Here is a 16,919-nt window from a genome sequence, read left to right as displayed (position 1 = left end):
CTCCTGCTTTAGCTGGAGGAAAACAGAAATAACATCATCACAAAATTGGCTTTAGCCGAAATTCATTGATTATCTTTAAACTTTTCAAATCCATATTTCAAAATAAATTCATCATATTCTTGTTCAAATGTCTTCGTTTTATGATGTTCTTCCTGGTTTTTGATATAATTCCTAACTTTATCAATCATCGATTCTGAAACCGATACAGCAAAGTATTCATCTTGCCATTCAAATTTTTGTTCGATAATCTTATGCTTGTTTATCCAAAAAGAAGATTCCCCCTTAATGAGTTGCATTATTTTCTGAATAGTTTGGTCAACTCCGAGTGAAACCAAGCAATGGCAGTGGTCGGAATAGCCATTGATGAAATCTATAAAAACACCTTTTTCTCGGGCATTTTCTCTGATATGTTGCCAAACCATCTGCCGAATCTCTTTGGTAACGAGAGATTGCTCTCGGTTTTTGGTACTCCAAACAAAATGAATATAGACTTTAATAAATGGCATAACTTTTCTTCATTTCTCCTCCTCCGATTTAATCAATAATTCATTAGGTTTTAGTACCAAAACCTTCGGAAAAGGTATGTTTTGTAGTACATTGAAATGTTTATCAAGCGTAATGATGTAGTCGGCACTTGCCGAAATGGCACAATCAACAAATTTGTTGTCGTCGGCATCTTGCGTAATCATATTCCAGAAGTAAGAAGGGCTAAACTGCTCTACAAAAGGCGAGTATGAAAGAGCAGTAAGGGTGGCTTCGGCAACTACGTAGCCATAGAAACGTTCGAGTATTTCGGCATATTCTGTCAAAATATCGGTGCTTACGCATAGCGTCAGTTTACCATCAAAGATGCTTTCATAAATCCAATAATAATCAGAAATGGGCGAAATCGCACTTACAAGTACATTCGTATCTAAAACAATCCTCATTTAGTGGTTTTATAAGGTGTGCGTTGGTGCTGCTCTGCCAACTGATTTACTTCGGCTTTGCTCAATCCTTTGGTTTCGATCACTTTTTGAGCTTCTTTTGATGCCTTTTGGGCAAAAAACTTCGATAGCAAGATTTTGATTTGTATCAAATCTTGCTCCGTAACCGACTGCTGACTAAAGGATTTGAGCAACTCTAATTGCAAAGGCGACAAGGGGGCTGTGGTAGTTTGCATAGTGTTTTTTTACGAATTTACGAATTTCTCCAAAATAAACTTGAAATTTAAAGTTTTAGTTCTTCAATAATCGCCAAAGAAGCCCTAAACGATTTTTCAAGATTTTCGATAATCGCTTTTCTATCATAAACCACTTCCTCTACCACTTTATTCGGGTTTTTAATATCCAAATCATAGCCTCGCTCAATGATGGTATCAATCGAGACCTTCCAAGCTACCTCGCTTTCTTGGCGGTTGTGCCACCATTGTTTTATTGGCTCAAACTCCTCAACTTTTATGGTTTTGGTCTTGCTATATGCTTTTTGTCCTTCGGGTAGGGTGTGTTCGTAGTACCAAATCTCTTTGGTTGGCGTGCCTTTATCAAAAAACAAAAGATTGGTATTTACGGTGGCGTAAGGGGCAAAAACACTCTGTGGTAGCCTTATGATGGTGTGTAGGTTACAGTCTTTCAGTAGTTTTTCACGTACTCGTTGTTTCACGCCCTCGCCCGTGAGGCTACCATCGGGTAGTACAATGCCTGCACGTCCGCCAGCTTTGAGCAAATGAATCATCAGAATCAAAAACAAATCGGCACTTTCTTTCGTACGGAAATTCTGCGGAAAATTCGACTCATTGCCATTGGCTACAATGCCACCAAACGGCGGATTTGCCAAGATTACGTTTACTCGGTCTTTTTCGGTAAAATTGCTCAAAGGTTGGTCGAGAGCATCGCCAAAACGAATGTTTGGTACTTCAATATCGTGTAAAATCAGGTTGGTAGTAGCCAACAAAAACGGCAGTGGTTTGTATTCCCAACCTGCAATGTTTTCGGTAATGCTTTTGAGTTGCTCAACGTTATTGGCTTGTTTTTTCAGATGCTCAATGGCACAAGTCAGATACCCACCAGTGCCACAAGCAGGGTCGAGAATCCGCTCACCAATTTTGGGGTTGATGATGTCGGTAATAAACTGCGTAATGGCTCTTGGGGTATAAAACTCGCCACTTTTGCCCGCACTTTGGAGTTCTTTCAAGATACCCTCATATAGCTCGCCAAAAGCGTGGCGGTCTTTGGCAATATTAAAATCAATTTCGTTGAGCTTGTTTAGCACCTTGCGGATATTCGTGCCGCTTTTCATGTAGTTGTTGTTGCCCTCAAACACCTCACGCACTATCAAAGCCCGACGGTTGCCAGTCGAGACATCAATATTACGCAAAGCAGGAAACAACTCACGGTCAATAAAACTGAGGAGTTCGTCGCCCGTTATTCCTTCGTCGTTGGCAGCCCATTCTTCCCAATGAAAATGGTCGGGGATTGGGCTTTTATAATTATCGTCAATGAGTTCGAGTTCTTTATCTTTATCCGAGAAAATCTTAAAGAAAAGCATCCATCCGAGCTGCTCAATACGTTGGGCATCGCCATTAAGGCCAGTGTCTTGCCACATGATATCACGGATACTTTTTATTGTGCCTGAAATGTTGGTCATTTACTATAATTTGTTTTAAAATATAATTTTTGTAACTTTACATAAGCAATTTTTGTATGCTATAACCTACACCTGTCGGGGTTGCTACAATATCGGCACGACTTACAAAAGATTGCTTTTTATGTGATTCATATAGAATATTGTTATGATAAAGGCAAAAAACAATAGTAAAAATACTATACTTTATAATTCTATCCTTGCCTCGGCTATTGCTTCAGGCAGTTTGGAAGGAATTAATATTCCACCAGATACCGCCCAAAAGATACTACAAAAAGTATTAATCAAGATAGAGAAATCTGCCTAAAAATTTGCTGCATGAGGGTATAGTCTTGATTAGCAGCCTGTTGAACAGCCTTTACATAAATTCCGAAATTTAAAGGCTCTTTTTCATCTTTGCTTATCAACTCCCAATTGGGTGGCTCATAACCGTATTTTCTGCACATCAAATTTGCTAATATCCGAGCTGCTCGTCCATTCCCCTCTCTAAAAGGGTGTATAAAGAGTAATTCAGCATGAATTTTTGCTACATCATTCAATAAATCTTCTTTTGAAGCATATCTTTTAGGTAAGTTTTTCAGCATTTCATCTTCAAAATATTGCATGGTTTGGTCTAAAAACTGAGCCGAAGCAAAGACATAACCTCCTTTTGATAAATTTACGGTTCGCCATTTTCCTGCAAAGTCGTAAAGTTCACCCAATGCCAACAAATGTATGTTTTGAATATATTTTAAGTCGAATTTAGTTTTTGAAGTTAGCTTATCAGTAAGTAAGATTTCGGCAGTTAAAAAACCTTCAAATTCGGCTAAGTCTATTTCATCTTTATTCAGAAGTCCCTGCTTATTGGGTAGGTTTTCATTCTGGTCATAAGAAGTTTGATATTTCATAAATGCCACTTATGCAGTTTTATAAATTTCGTTTTCTAATTCTTTAATAGCCTGTAAATACTTGCTTTTACCCCCAAAAGTAGTGATAATCTCGTAAGCCGAACCAAATTGGCTTAGTGGCTGCACTTTCAGAATATCAATGTTTTCTAAATTCTCAATGCCCTCTTCTCCGTATTTCTCTAAAAGTGTTTCGAGAATCTTGCGAGCTTGTTCGCCATACTTCGTAAAATAATTGCGTTTTTTTACACTTTCTACTCGGTCTTTACGGCTCAATGGAGGCTGCTCAAATGCGATGTGGCAAATAAGGTCGAACAAATCAAAATCCTTGTTTACGGCTTCTTTTAAATGTTCAATGAATATGCCTTGTTCTTCGAGTTCGGCAATGATGGCATCTTTTCTATCGGTGGCATTCCATTTATTCAAAAATTCATCTAATGAATTATATCGTGCCTGAATAATATCTTTGGTGTAATCTTTCAGACTTTTAGTAATCGGCTTACCATCATTATCGAAATACATTTCACGCTCAACCAATAGCGTAACTTCTACGCCATTCACAAAGACTTTGGTGCGTTTGTTAGGTGTTGCCGAAAAGAAATCTTTTGTTTTATAAGTCTCTTTTGTTTCGTTTACAGCATTTTCGAGTGCTACCGTTTCCTCTGCATCATATTCGCTCGAAATAGGAGCTTCTAAATCGTTTTCCTCCGCTACAATCTCCTCAAAATCGGTTTCTTCGTTTATTTCTTTTATCCGAATCGGCTCACCGTCAAAGTTTTTATCGGCAAAAAGCTCGGTCGCACTTCTAAAATCCATGATAGTAAAGAATCGTTTACCAAACTCTTCATTGATGCGAGTGCCACGCCCGATGATTTGCTTAAACTTGGTCATTGAACCAATATTGGCATCTAACACAATCAATTTGCAGGTCTGAGCATCAACGCCAGTGGTCATTAACTCCGATGTAGTGGCAATGACAGGATAAGTTTCTTCGGGGTTAATGAAATTGTCTAATTCTCGTTTGCCCTCGTCATTATCCCCAGTGATACGCACTACATACTTATCATTTGCTCGGCAAAGGTCAGGGTTTTGGTTCACTATCTCCGACCTCATTCTTTCAGCGTGTTCAATATCCTCACAAAAGATAATCGTTTTGTCAAAACGGTTAGTTGCTTTCAAGAAATCACTGATACGTTTCGCTACTTTTCGAGTTCGTTCTTCAATCACTAAGTTTCGGTCAAAGTCTTTGAGGTTATATACCCTGTCTTCTATCAGATTGCCCTGCTTGTCGAGTTTGTCTTTTTCGGGTCGCCATTGTTCCGCCCCCGAATTCATACCAAACTGCATTTTTAGGACTTTATACGGAGCTAAAAAACCATCATCAATCCCTTGTTTGAGCGAGTAGGTATAAACAGGGTCTTTAAAGTATTCGATATTACTTGTTTCTTTGGTTTCTTTAGGCGTTGCTGTCAAACCGATTTGTGTGGCATTACTGAAATACGCCAATATTTCACGCCAAGCACTATCATCCTTTGCACTACCACGATGGCACTCATCAACAATGATTAGGTCGAAGAATTCGGGTGAAAATTGTTTGTAGATATTTTTATCGTCTTCATTGCCCGATAAGCCTTGATAGAGTGCTAAATAGATTTCATAGCTTTTATCTACCTGACGATGTTCTACAACCGTCATTTTATCTTTAAAATGCTTAAAATCTCCTTTACGAGTTTGGTCGATTAGAGCGGTTCGGTCAGCTAAAAACAAAATGCGTTTCTTAACGCTGGCCTTCCATAAAATATAAGCTATTTGAAACGCTGTGTAAGTTTTACCAGTACCAGTGGCCATAATCAATAAAATGCGATTATTACCTTTTGCAATAGCTTGTACCGTGCGATTAATGGCTATTTGTTGATAGTAGCGAGGTTTTCGTCCGCTGCCATCGGAGTAATATTTTTGTAAAGCTACCTTTTCAGTAATGGGTGTATCAAGCCCTTTGAAAGTTTTGTATTTAAGCCAAATTGCTTCGGGACTCGGAAACTCATCTAAGCCAATTTCGACCTCGATGTTTTCATCTTGAGCAGTTTTGTCATGGAAAATAAAACCATCGCCATTGCTACTGAAAATGCAAGGAATATCAAGCATTCGGGCATATTCTAAACCTTGTTGCATACCTGCACCCATAGCATGGTTATTGTCTTTTGCCTCAATGATTGCAACAGGATTGTCTTTGTAGTACAGAATATAGTCAGCTCGTTTGTTTTTGGCTCGTGTAGTGAGTGAGCCTTTAACCAAGATTTTACCAGCGGTAATGTTTACCTCCTCTAAGTAGTGAATGTGCTTATTCCAACCCGCTTTTTCGATGGCAGGTGAAATGTATTTCGTGCAGATGTCTCTTTCAGATAGCAGCTTTTTGTTAAACATTACATTGTGTTGTATTAAGGTAAAAGTGTATATTGACAGTTGTGAATATCAATAAATATCAAAGATAATAAAGAAGTCTAAAAAATGCTATGCTACGATGATGAGATAGAATAGGAGGGGACACCTTTGAAAAAAATGAAGTGCTTGAACTACTAAACTTAAAATATCATGGTGTAAAAACAAAAAAGCCTTAAAATGAAGTGTTTCACTCATTTTAAGGCTTTGGAGAAGATTCTGGATTTATACTTTTTTAGCTTTGCTTTTAACAGTATTAGGAACTTTGGGTTTGTTGAGTGTTTTGCTTTTTTGAGGTTCACCAAAAATTGTAAACAACAAAAAAAGCACCCTTTTGAGGTGCTTTTTGTACTTTTCAGAGGTCCCGAGCGGATTCGAACCGCTGTAGAAGCTTTTGCAGAGCTCTGCCTAGCCTCTCGGCCACAGGACCATATTTTGAGTTTGACAACGCTCACTTACCATTTAAACAATTTTGGTTTCCGAGCGAAGCCGAGGAATCGGATTGCAAAAGTACAAGACTCATGCCAAACTCCCAAAGATTTTGTAGAAAAAAATATAAATTTTCTTTGAAAATAAAATTCTCAAAGAATTGTGTGCTTGTAAGTATTTGATAATTAGAGATTTATAATCTAACCCTTAATTCTCAATTCTTAATTCTTAATTTTCATGCAACCCTATTTGTATTTTTTTGCATCTTGGTATTGAACACAAGATTTTATGGCTAAACTTTTATCACTTTTTTCCAACGAATACGACCTCGCAAAGGCCGTACAGCGACAAGACCCCAAAGCACAGACCAAACTCTACGAAAAGTTTGCGTCGAAGATGTTGGCGGTGTGTACTCGCTACGTAGGAGATAAGATGGAGGCCGAAGATGTGATGATAGATGGTTTTATGCGGGTTTTTGATAAAATCGACCAGTTTACATTCCAAGGGAGTTTTGAAGGCTGGGTGCGTAAAATTATGGTCAACGAAGCATTAATGTATGTTCGAAGCAAAAAAATGCTGGTGGTAGATTTAGAATATGCCATCGAAGAACCCAACGAATCTTCGTTTAGCACTGACCTCGAAGCAGCCGATTTATTAAGAATAATTGAAGAGTTGCCCGTAGGTTATCGAACAGTTTTCAATCTATATGCCATTGAAGGGTACAACCACATCGAAATAGGCGAGATGCTTGGCATATCTGAAGGTACCTCAAAATCACAATTAAGCCGAGCAAGAGCAATGTTGCAGGCGAAAGTCATGAAGCTCGAAAATAAAGCTTTCGGATAATTACAAAATCAGAAAGTATTAAAGTATAAAATGTTCAATAATAGATTTCCCAATAACAAATAATCAATTCGGGAAATGAATTCGATAATAAAAATGAAAAAACATCCAGTTGACGAACTTTTTGCCAAAAAATTGGCGGAATATCGACAAGAGCCTTCTCAGAAAGCTTTCGAGAAGTTTCAGGCACGTTTGCAGGAAAAACAACAAAAACCAAAAGGTGGATTTTTCTGGGTTAATCGTAACTGGACTTACTATGCTGCGGCTGCAGGGGTGGCGATTGCTCTTTCGATTGGATTTTTGAGCCAGATAGGCTCTCCAGATGTACAAACTTTAGCAAGTGTTCAATCAACTACTACTGTGGAATTGCCTAAAACAGTTGAACCGCAAACTATGACTCCAACACTATCTAAAGCAGATGGTGCTAAGGTGCAGACAAATAATAGTCATAAAACTTCAAGAAAGCTAATAGAACGAGTTTTGGCCGAAGAAAAATCCGGCTTGGTAGCAACGACAGCTGCAAGTCCGAAATTCGATGATTCACCCGAGGAATTAGTGAGTTTAACCACCACGCAGCCAATATTTGATGAAACTCATACGGCAATTGCCGCTGCTCAGCCAACCGAAGACCCCAAAAATCAAGGTGTATTTAAAACAGATGTTGGAGAGTCGGTGGTCGTTATACTTGAACCTACAATGGCTGCCAATGAAGTAATACCAGCCATCAATGAAGATTCTGCTACTTCTGCAGAAGAAGTTGAGCGATTGAGTCAAGAAAAAGACGAGAAAGAAAAGTCGTTTATTGCCAAATTGTATGGAGAATACAAACATTTCAAATATGGCGAAAAAGTTGATTTGCAAAAGTTAGGAGTGAAAGATGTCATGGCACGTGTAGATAACAGTGTAATTAAAGAAGATATTACCGATGTGCGAGATTTCTTTCAGCGTCGTGTCGGACGTTTACAAAAAAGAGATTAATTAAAGGATAGAAAGGCAAATAAGTGATTAGGCTTGACGATTAATTCTTTGAAACTAACTGATTTTGCTAATAAATAAATAATGAACTAACTTATTGATTATAGGAATACAACGATGAAAAAACTACACTTTACCCTGCTCCTGATAATGAGCGTATTATCAGTGAAAGCTAACTTTAAATCAGATACCACCATTGTTGAATTTACCGATAAAGGTGTAAAAAAGCGTGTAACGGTTTATACGTCAAGCAAAAGAGATTTTGATTTACCCAAAGTACTCGACCTTGAAAATGTATTGAAAAGCGTGGGGGTGGATTCTTTGGAGCGTAAAAAAGCTATTGTTTTAGCAGGAAGTAACGGCGAGAAACAGGATACCATCTTAGTAGTAGCTCGCGATGGACGTGATATTAAAATTGTTTTGCGTGCTCCAAAAGAGCTATCGGTAGCTCGACAAGATACTTCTCGGAATGATAACGAAGACCATTGGAGTAGAGAAAACCGCACCTATAAATCTGAGAGCAATGAGGATGATGATAAAAAAGAAAAAAAGAGTAAAGGTTCAGGTAAATTCTTCTCACGCAGTGATTTTGGTTTATATATAGGTCTAAATAATTGGGCTAAAGGCTCTACCACCGGTTCATCGCTTGATACTTGGGGTTCAAGATACGTGGCTCTTTCTCTACAAAGAAATGCTACCCTTATCAATGGTAAGCAAGTAGATGTGGCCATTACCTATGGACCAGAAGTAGCTTGGAATAATTTTATGTTTGAGGGGAATACGGTAACTGAAATGCTTGGAAAACAAGTGGTTTTTAAAGATTTCGGACAAAACCTTTCTAAGAGTAAATTGGTAGTGCCAATGCTGAATGTTCCGATATTGCTTAATTTCGGTTTTGAAGAAGCCAAATTTAGAATTGGTTTGGGAGGTTATGTAGGTTACCGTATTGGTGGTTATCGAAAAATTAAATATGATGATGGGGGCAAGAAAGAAAAGTTAAAAGGTAGTTATGGTTTAGAAGACTTTAGATATGGCTTAACTGCCGAATTAGGAAAGAAAAAAGGCTTAACTTTCTTTGTTCGCTATGATTTAAGCGAAACTTTCAAGGTTGAGCAAATAAATGCCAAAGGTTTACAGGCATGGAGTATTGGCTTAAGATTATAGAATGCATTAGTTTCGAAGTATTAAGGCTATCTTTTTGGGATAGCCTTTTTATTTTTCAAATGTCAACTTAAGCTTTTAGAAAATATTCCCTTCTTGCAAGGCTACTGAATAAATATTCCATATTAAAAATAGTTATAAATTCGGAATGATTTATGGATAATTATGCTAGATGTATTTTACATAAATAATTGTCTATCAGTGGATTTATAAAGTTTTGTATTAGATAGCTTAGTTAGAGGGGAAATAAAAATAAAAAAAAAATAAAAAAAAGTTGCTCAACTATTTGACAAAACAAAAAAACAATATAATTTTGCACTCCGATTCAACGAGTTCACAACAAAAGACTCGTTAAGAAAAGGGAAGAAATTTAACAAGGGGGTGTACCAGAGTGGCCAAATGGGGCAGACTGTAAATCTGCTAGCGTATGCTTACGGTGGTTCGAATCCATCCGCCCCCACTCTTTACTTTAATGATTCCAAGCGGGAGTAGCTCATTTGGTAGAGCGATAGCCTTCCAAGCTATAGGTGGCGGGTTCGAGCCCCGTCTCCCGCTCTTAGTAAGTAAACAGTTAACAATATGACAGTTGTTAATCTTCAGGTCCGATTGATTGCTGTTTCGCTCGTAGCTGCTCACTGAAAAGCCTTTGTAGCTCAGTGGTAGAGCACTTCCTTGGTAAGGAAGAGGTCGGCAGTTCAATCCTGCTCAAAGGCTCTTTTCTTTCTTAAATTAACTTTAAGGAACTTCTTACCAAATTTTGAGTCCAGATAGGATTTCAAGAACCAAATTAAGCATTAGTTTTAAATTAAGTATATAAGAACAACAATAATAGACTTTATCAATCATGGCAAAAGAGAATTTTGACCGTAGTAAGCCTCACGTAAACATTGGTACCATCGGTCACGTTGACCACGGTAAAACTACTTTGACGGCTGCCATCACAAAAGTACTTGCAGAGAAAGGTTTGGCAGAGAAAAGAGATTTCTCGTCAATTGACAATGCTCCTGAAGAAAAAGAGCGTGGTATTACTATCAATACTGCTCACGTAGAATATGCAACAGCGAACCGTCACTATGCACACGTTGACTGTCCTGGTCACGCTGACTACGTTAAGAACATGGTAACTGGTGCTGCTCAGATGGACGGTGCTATCCTTGTAGTTGCTGCTACTGACGGTCCGATGCCACAAACTCGTGAGCACATCCTTCTTGCTCGTCAGGTAGGTGTTCCTCAACTTGTTGTATTCATGAACAAAGTGGATATGGTTGATGACCCAGAATTATTAGAGTTAGTAGAAATGGAAATCCGCGAATTGTTGTCATTCTACAAATTCGACGGTGATAATATCCCAGTAATTCAAGGTTCTGCTCTTGGTGGTTTGAACGGAGATGCTAAGTGGGTAGCAACTATCGAGCAATTGATGGAAGCTGTTGACACTTGGATTCCACTTCCTCCACGTGCAACAGACAAACCATTCTTGATGCCAGTTGAAGACGTGTTCTCTATCACAGGTCGTGGTACTGTAGCAACAGGTCGTATTGAAACAGGTGTTATCAACTCTGGTGAGCCAGTTGAAATCTTAGGTATGGGTGCTGAAAACTTAAAATCAGTTGTAACTGGTGTTGAGATGTTCCGTAAAATCCTTGACCGTGGAGAAGCTGGTGATAACGTAGGTTTATTGCTTCGTGGTATTGAGAAAACTGATATCAAGCGTGGTATGGTTATCTGTAAGCCAGGTTCAGTTAAGCCTCACAATCACTTCAAAGCTGAGGTTTACGTATTGAGCAAAGAAGAAGGTGGTCGTCACACGCCATTCTTTAACAAATACCGTCCTCAATTCTACTTCCGTACAACTGACGTAACTGGTGAAATCACGTTACCAGCTGGAGTAGAAATGGTTATGCCTGGTGATAATATCACTATTGAGGTGAAATTAATCAACGCTATCGCGATGGACAAAGGTCTTCGTTTCGCGATTCGTGAAGGTGGCCGTACAGTAGGTGCTGGTCAGGTAACTGAAATCATCGCTTAATCTTCCAAGATTAATAGATATTCATATAGAAAAGCGTTCTCGAAAGAGAACGCTTTTTGTTTTTATAATTACTCAAATCAAATGTCATGAGATTTGGAAAGTTGTGATTAACTTGCGTTTAAGTATTCCTAAAGCACAAAATTACTGAATAAGAGAAAGAGCAAAATTTTAGGTAATCACTCTAAATCCAATTACTTACATTCGCTCAGAGAGACTTTCTACGTGGGAAAAGTATTTTTTAGATACTATCACTATATGACTAGATACGATTAAAAAAGTAGATGCTATTTGATGAGTATTTGTTTGGAAAAACCATGAGATTGAAGAATAACTAAAAACTAAAGAACAAAAACTATAAAATATGTCTGATAAAAGAAATGCAGCAACCATTTTCATATTCATCACAATGTTGATTGATTCGATAGGGTTTGGGATAATTATTCCCGTAATGCCTTCGTTGATTTCTGAATTAGCTCATACTGATGTTAGTGGAGCTGCACGTTATGGTGGATTTTTATTTGCGGCTTATTCCGTTATGCAATTTATATGCTCACCTATAGTGGGTGGATTGAGCGACCAATATGGTAGAAGACCCGTTTTATTGGCTTCATTATTTGGCTTTGGCCTTGATTATGTATTGCTAATCTTTGCTCCCACAATTGAGTGGTTATTTGTAGGACGTTTGATTGCTGGGGTGATGGGAGCAAGTTTCACAACTGCTGCAGCGTATATGGCCGATATTAGTACTCCAGAGAAAAGAGCCCAAAATTTTGGTATGATTGGAGCGGCATTTGGCTTAGGTTTTATCATTGGGCCAATTATTGGTGGTTTAGCGAGTGATTTCGGTACTCGTGTACCATTTATGGTGTCGGGCGTCTTAACACTGATAAACTGGCTTTATGGATTCTTTATTTTACCAGAATCACTAAAGCTTGAAAATCGCCGTAAATTTGATTGGAAAAGAGCAAATCCTGTGGGTGCTTTATTGAATTTACGCCGTTTCCCAATGTTGATTGGCTTGGTTGCGGCATTGTTTTTGGTTTATATTGCCAATTTTTCAACTCAAGGAACTTGGTCATATTATGTAAAAGAAAAGTTTAATTGGACGAATCAAGAAATAGGTTGGTCACTGACATTCATTGGTTGTATGATTGCTTTAGTACAAGGTGGACTTACGCGAGTGGCTATTCCGAAATTAGGGGCAAAGAATTCAATATATATTGGCTTTATGTTTACAATTATTTGTTCGATTACTTATGCTTTTGCCAATCAAGGTTGGATGATGTATGCCATTATGGTGCCATTTTCGTTGGGTGGTTTAGCAGGGCCTGCTATGCAAGGTATTATTTCTACTCAAATTCCTGCCAACGAACAAGGAGAATTGCAAGGTTCACTGACAAGTTTAAATAGTGTAGCAGCCATTATCGGCCCAATTTTGATGACTTCTCTTTTTTATAAGTTTACCGAAAAAGGAGCTCCTATTTATTTTCCGGGTGCACCTTTTATGGCGGCAGCAGTGCTCAGTTTATTAAGTTTATTATTAATTGTGAGAACACTGAATAAAGATAAAGTCTAAGAAAAATAGGTGGAGTTTTATAAAAAAGGCTAAGATTTTCAAATCTTAGCCTTTTCATTTATATACTTAAATATTTCATTAGTAAATCATACCGTTCTTGCTCAATGCTATCGATGGGCTCGTGGGCATAGCTAGCTTCTACTGTATAACCAAATCTTTCGAGAGTGGCTATGATAGAGTTGATGCTTTCTCGATTAATTTTAAGCGTAAGAGTTGCCGAGTCATTGAAAGTATTACCCGAAAAATAACTACTAAGTACTTTAGCGTTATCTGATTCTATCAAACGACTAATTTCGGCCAATGAATAATCACGGTTTTTGATTGAAACAACCAAAACCGCCCCTGGTTCTTGGCTACCGAGTAGTTCAGCAAATTTGTTGTAAACATCGGTTGCAGCTACAAGACCTATAAAGTTTTGTTCTTCATCTAAAACTGCAAGTACTTGTAAATGATATTTCGAGAGGAGGCCTAGTGATTCGTAAATATGCTGAGAATCATTGATTGTAATTTCTGAAAATTGAAGCATTACATCAGCTAATGGCATATCTTCATCATAATCCATCAAGATATCTTCACTGACAATTCCTGCATATTTTCCCGCATCGACTACAATTAATTGCCCAATACGGTTTTCTTCCATCCAATTCAAAGCATCTCCAACACTATCAGAGGGCTTCAAAACAGGCAAATCGTGGTTGATAATTTCGGTAATTGTCATTGAAAATGAAATATCTAAATAGTTTAATAAAATCGTTAAACAGCTACTTCAGCCTGAATTTTATCAAGAAATTTCTCAAGATAAACATTAAATTCTGCTGGACGCTCCATCATTGGGGCATGGCAGCATTTGTCAATAAAGTAGAGCTCAGAGTTTTTTATGAGTCGATTAAATTCGAAACCTACATGCGGAGGGGTAATGGTATCATTAAGCCCCCAAATTAAGCAAGTTTTTACATATATGCTTTGAATCTCTTTCGACATATTGTGTCGTTGAGCTGATTTGGCAATTTGCACAATATTCATACATTTCGGAATGCTCGATGTAATTTCAAAACATTCGTCAATTAATTCTTTTGTTGCGGTGTTTGGGTCGTAGAAAGTATAAGCTACTCGTTCCTTGATATATTCGTAACTACCACGTTTAGGAAACGAGCCCCCCATGGTGTTTTCGAATAGCCCCGAACTACCGGTAAGTACCAATGCCTTGATATTCTCTTGGTGTGAAAGTGTATAAAGAAGACCAACATGGCCACCAAGCGAGTTACCAAGAATGATAAAATCCTTGAGTTCTTTATATGTAACGAAGCGTTCGATAAAAGCCCGTAAACCTTCTAAACTTGCCTCACGCATGGGCATATCATAAATAGGCATTACAGGTATTACTATTCTACAACGGTGTTTGAAACCTTCGATTACATCATCAAAGTTACTCAATGCTCCAAAAAGCCCGTGTAAAATCAATAAAGTATCGCCTTGACCTTCATCAATGTATTTAAACTCGCCTTCGTGTTTTACTTCGTAATTCATTCTTTCAATTAAAAATTCTAACTACTGTTTCCAGTATAATGGTTTTTGTATTGTACGCTAACAAAATACCTCTTGTGAATGTTAAGCTAAAAGAAATTCAGATAGCCAAGCATGATTTGTAACTTACAAGATGGTATATTTGTGGATATTAAAGACAAAATAGGGCTTTAAATTCGAATTTTCAAAACTTTTAATTTAAAAACGTCAAACCTACCATAAAAGTTTATGAATGATTTTTCAACTGTTATTATCGGTGGTGGAATATCGGGGTTAACCTGTGCAAAATATTTGAATGAAAAAGGCTATAGTTTTCTATTACTTGAAGGCTCAGATGCCTTAGGAGGGCGTGTAAGAACCGATAATGTAGATGGTTTTTTACTTGATAGGGGCTTTCAAATTTTATTAACAAATTATCCAGAAGCAAAGAAAATACTTAATTATAGTAACCTTGATTTAAGATATTTTAATTCTGGGGCTATGATAAAAACTGAAAAGGGATTTATGAAAATGGAAAACCCTTTCAAGAATAAAATGGCATATCTAACAATGGCATTTTCATCGGTTGGTACGCTTAGTGATAAATTGAAAATAAGAAAATTTGCCAATGAATTAGCCGAAATTTCAGAGGATGAAATTTTCAATATGAATGCTACTGATACCCTTTCGTTTTTAAGAAGCTACGGTTGGAGCGATAAAATGATTAATAATTTCTTCAAACCATTTTTTGGGGGTGTATTTCTTGAAAATGAATTGGCTACTTCAAGCAATTTCTTTCAGTTTGTATTTAAGCAATTTTTTAAAGGCGATGCCGCAATCCCCGCCGAAGGAATGCAGGCTATTCCTGAACAAATTGCTGAGATGTTGCCCAAAATTAGTATTCGTAAAAATGCACGTGTGAAAGGTTTTGAAGGAAACCAATTATTTTTAGATGGGGGTGAGGTAATTACAGCCGATAGAATTGTGGTAGCAACTGACCCTAAAACAAGCGATGAACTTTTAGGTGAAAACACCGAACGGGCATATAATACAACAACCTGTACGTATTTTTCAGCCGAAGTTTCGCCGTTGAAAGGACAAAAATTTATAGCCTTGAATCCAAATCGTAAGAGTGTCGTGCATAATGTATGTGTACCGAGTGATATTTCCTCGCATTATGGTCAGGGTGGCAAAACATTGATTTCGGTAAGTACACAAGGTTTAGAAAAATTAGATGAACGTAACCTAACGAACCGAATCAAACGTGAATTATTCGAGTGGTTTGGTGCTCAAGTAAACGTTTGGAAGCACTTAAAAACTTACCATATCCCAGAATCATTGGTGCAATACCGAGCAGGTGATGAAGTTCAGCAATTAAAACTAAGCGGTAATCTTTATCGCTGCGGCGATTACTTGGCCTATCCATCGCTCAATGCTGCTATGAAAACTGGTCGTGAAGTAGCACAGATGATTATGGAATAATTAAAATTTATCATTTCTAATATTAAATGATGATTTTGGGGCGAAAACAATTTTTACATTACTCATTTTAAAATATACATTAACCGAATATGCTCAGTCCAGAATGGCAAGTTGCCAAAGAATACAAAGATTTGACCTACATGAAGCGTAATGGCGTAGCTCGTATTGCATTTAATCGCCCAGAGGTACGTAATGCATTTCGCCCAAAAACTGTTTTCGAACTCATTGATGCTTTTGAGGATGCTCGAAATGACGCTTCAATTGGTGTGGTATTATTATCGGGAGAAGGTCCTTCTCCTAAAGATGGTGGTTGGGCATTTTGTAGTGGCGGCGACCAACGTGCGAGAGGAAAAGATGGCTATAAAGACGAAATGGGGGTAGGACGCTTAAATATTTTGGAAGTTCAACGCCAAATTCGTTTCATGACAAAACCTGTCATTGCGGTAGTTACTGGTTGGGCAGTGGGTGGTGGGCATAGCCTCCACGTGGTATGTGACATGACGCTAGCTAGTAAAGAACATGCCATTTTCAAGCAGACAGATGCCAATGTAGCCAGTTATGATGCGGGCTATGGCTCAGCGTATTTGGCTCGTCAAGTAGGACAAAAACGTGCAAGAGAGATTTTCTTTTTGGGCAGAAACTATTCGGCACAAGAAGCCTTCGAAATGGGGATGGTGAATGCCGTAATTCCGCATGAAGAATTAGAAGAAACGGCTTATCAATGGGCACAAGAGATTTTAGAAAAGAGCCCAATGGCTATTCGAATGCTAAAATATGCTTTCAATATGATTGATGATGGTTTAGTAGGGCAGCAGATTTTTGCTGGAGAGGCTACTCGTTTAGGTTATATGACCGATGAAGCCCGTGAGGGTCGTGATGCTTTTTTAGAGAAACGTAAACCTGATTATGATAAATTTCCGAAATATTCATAATTGATACATTTATAAAAGTGTAAAATAAAACCCTCAGTTCG

At 37.9% G+C, this 16,919-nt stretch carries 16 protein-coding genes and 4 tRNA genes; 11 read left to right on the top strand and 9 right to left on the bottom strand.

From position 1 onward, the window contains the following. Positions 1-62: 62 nt before the first annotated feature. From tnpA to EMTOL_RS06005, 4 genes are read right to left on the bottom strand one after another with little or no spacing between them, the layout of a single operon-like run. On the bottom strand, positions 63-506 hold the full coding sequence (gene tnpA, locus EMTOL_RS06020; protein WP_015028379.1) for an IS200/IS605 family transposase: 444 nt from the start codon (positions 504-506) through the stop codon (positions 63-65). A gap of 9 nt (positions 507-515) precedes the next feature. Beyond that, entirely contained in the window at positions 516-929 is a 414-nt protein-coding gene (locus EMTOL_RS06015) for a putative toxin-antitoxin system toxin component, PIN family (RefSeq protein WP_015028378.1), read from the bottom strand. Continuing rightward, positions 926-1,162 (bottom strand): DUF8507 family protein, encoded by a 237-nt coding sequence (locus EMTOL_RS06010; protein WP_015028377.1) that lies wholly within the window; start codon positions 1,160-1,162, stop codon positions 926-928. The genes EMTOL_RS06015 and EMTOL_RS06010 overlap by 4 nt, the downstream gene beginning before the upstream one ends. A gap of 47 nt (positions 1,163-1,209) precedes the next feature. Continuing rightward, the gene (locus EMTOL_RS06005) at positions 1,210-2,625 is read right to left on the bottom strand and encodes a class I SAM-dependent DNA methyltransferase (protein ID WP_015028376.1); all 1,416 of its coding nucleotides are present in this window, start codon (positions 2,623-2,625) and stop codon (positions 1,210-1,212) included. Positions 2,626-2,770: 145 nt separating this feature from the next. Here EMTOL_RS06005 and EMTOL_RS22365 point away from each other — a divergent pair, with 145 nt between their 5' ends. Further along, positions 2,771-2,929: a hypothetical protein gene (locus tag EMTOL_RS22365; protein ID WP_015028375.1), complete on the top strand. Its 159-nt coding sequence runs from the start codon at positions 2,771-2,773 to the stop codon at positions 2,927-2,929. Here the strand turns inward: EMTOL_RS22365 and EMTOL_RS06000 are convergent. The 3 genes from EMTOL_RS06000 to EMTOL_RS05990 form a co-directional block, all read right to left on the bottom strand. After that, positions 2,907-3,509, bottom strand: coding sequence for a Fic/DOC family protein (locus EMTOL_RS06000; RefSeq protein WP_015028374.1), 603 nt, complete (start codon positions 3,507-3,509; stop codon positions 2,907-2,909). The genes EMTOL_RS22365 and EMTOL_RS06000 overlap by 23 nt on opposite strands. Before the next feature lie 9 nt (positions 3,510-3,518). Beyond that, positions 3,519-5,930, bottom strand: a complete 2,412-nt coding sequence (gene hsdR / locus EMTOL_RS05995) for an EcoAI/FtnUII family type I restriction enzme subunit R (protein WP_015028373.1) — start codon at positions 5,928-5,930, stop codon at positions 3,519-3,521. A 374-nt stretch (positions 5,931-6,304) separates the two neighbouring features. Next, positions 6,305-6,375, bottom strand: a tRNA-Cys gene (locus EMTOL_RS05990). 287 nt (positions 6,376-6,662) lie between these two features. Here EMTOL_RS05990 and EMTOL_RS05985 point away from each other — a divergent pair. The 8 genes from EMTOL_RS05985 to EMTOL_RS05950 all read left to right on the top strand — a co-directional run bounded on the left by EMTOL_RS05985 (position 6,663) and on the right by EMTOL_RS05950 (position 12,961). After that, on the top strand, positions 6,663-7,220 hold the full coding sequence (locus EMTOL_RS05985; protein ID WP_015028371.1) for an RNA polymerase sigma factor: 558 nt from the start codon (positions 6,663-6,665) through the stop codon (positions 7,218-7,220). Positions 7,221-7,313: 93 nt separating this feature from the next. After that, positions 7,314-8,195 (top strand): hypothetical protein, encoded by an 882-nt coding sequence (locus EMTOL_RS05980; protein WP_305953185.1) that lies wholly within the window; start codon positions 7,314-7,316, stop codon positions 8,193-8,195. Positions 8,196-8,309: 114 nt separating this feature from the next. Continuing rightward, entirely contained in the window at positions 8,310-9,356 is a 1,047-nt protein-coding gene (locus tag EMTOL_RS21700; protein ID WP_305953184.1) for a hypothetical protein, read from the top strand. Positions 9,357-9,730: 374 nt separating this feature from the next. Further along, positions 9,731-9,813, top strand: a tRNA-Tyr gene (locus EMTOL_RS05970). 22 nt (positions 9,814-9,835) lie between these two features. Further along, positions 9,836-9,908 (top strand) — tRNA-Gly (locus EMTOL_RS05965). 87 nt (positions 9,909-9,995) lie between these two features. Then, a tRNA-Thr gene (locus EMTOL_RS05960) sits at positions 9,996-10,067 on the top strand. Positions 10,068-10,197: 130 nt separating this feature from the next. Then, positions 10,198-11,385 (top strand): elongation factor Tu, encoded by a 1,188-nt coding sequence (gene tuf / locus EMTOL_RS05955; protein WP_015028368.1) that lies wholly within the window; start codon positions 10,198-10,200, stop codon positions 11,383-11,385. Positions 11,386-11,746: 361 nt separating this feature from the next. After that, positions 11,747-12,961 (top strand): TCR/Tet family MFS transporter, encoded by a 1,215-nt coding sequence (locus tag EMTOL_RS05950; RefSeq protein ID WP_015028367.1) that lies wholly within the window; start codon positions 11,747-11,749, stop codon positions 12,959-12,961. Positions 12,962-13,019: 58 nt separating this feature from the next. Here EMTOL_RS05950 and EMTOL_RS05945 read toward each other — a convergent pair whose 3' ends face one another. Together EMTOL_RS05945 and EMTOL_RS05940 are read right to left on the bottom strand one after the other, a co-directional pair. After that, positions 13,020-13,679, bottom strand: coding sequence for a CBS domain-containing protein (locus EMTOL_RS05945; RefSeq protein WP_015028366.1), 660 nt, complete (start codon positions 13,677-13,679; stop codon positions 13,020-13,022). A gap of 35 nt (positions 13,680-13,714) precedes the next feature. Then, the gene (locus tag EMTOL_RS05940) at positions 13,715-14,488 is read right to left on the bottom strand and encodes an alpha/beta fold hydrolase (RefSeq protein ID WP_015028365.1); all 774 of its coding nucleotides are present in this window, start codon (positions 14,486-14,488) and stop codon (positions 13,715-13,717) included. Between the two features lie 225 nt (positions 14,489-14,713). Between EMTOL_RS05940 and EMTOL_RS05935 the strand changes: the two genes are divergently transcribed. Then, positions 14,714-15,946: an NAD(P)/FAD-dependent oxidoreductase gene (locus EMTOL_RS05935; protein ID WP_015028364.1), complete on the top strand. Its 1,233-nt coding sequence runs from the start codon at positions 14,714-14,716 to the stop codon at positions 15,944-15,946. Positions 15,947-16,035: 89 nt separating this feature from the next. Further along, on the top strand, positions 16,036-16,878 hold the full coding sequence (locus tag EMTOL_RS05930; protein ID WP_015028363.1) for a 1,4-dihydroxy-2-naphthoyl-CoA synthase: 843 nt from the start codon (positions 16,036-16,038) through the stop codon (positions 16,876-16,878). The last annotated feature ends 41 nt before the right edge of the window (positions 16,879-16,919 follow it).

Source organism: Emticicia oligotrophica DSM 17448, from assembly GCF_000263195.1.
GTDB lineage: Bacteria > Bacteroidota > Bacteroidia > Cytophagales > Spirosomataceae > Emticicia > Emticicia oligotrophica.
This window is presented reverse-complemented; position numbering and strand designations above follow the sequence as displayed.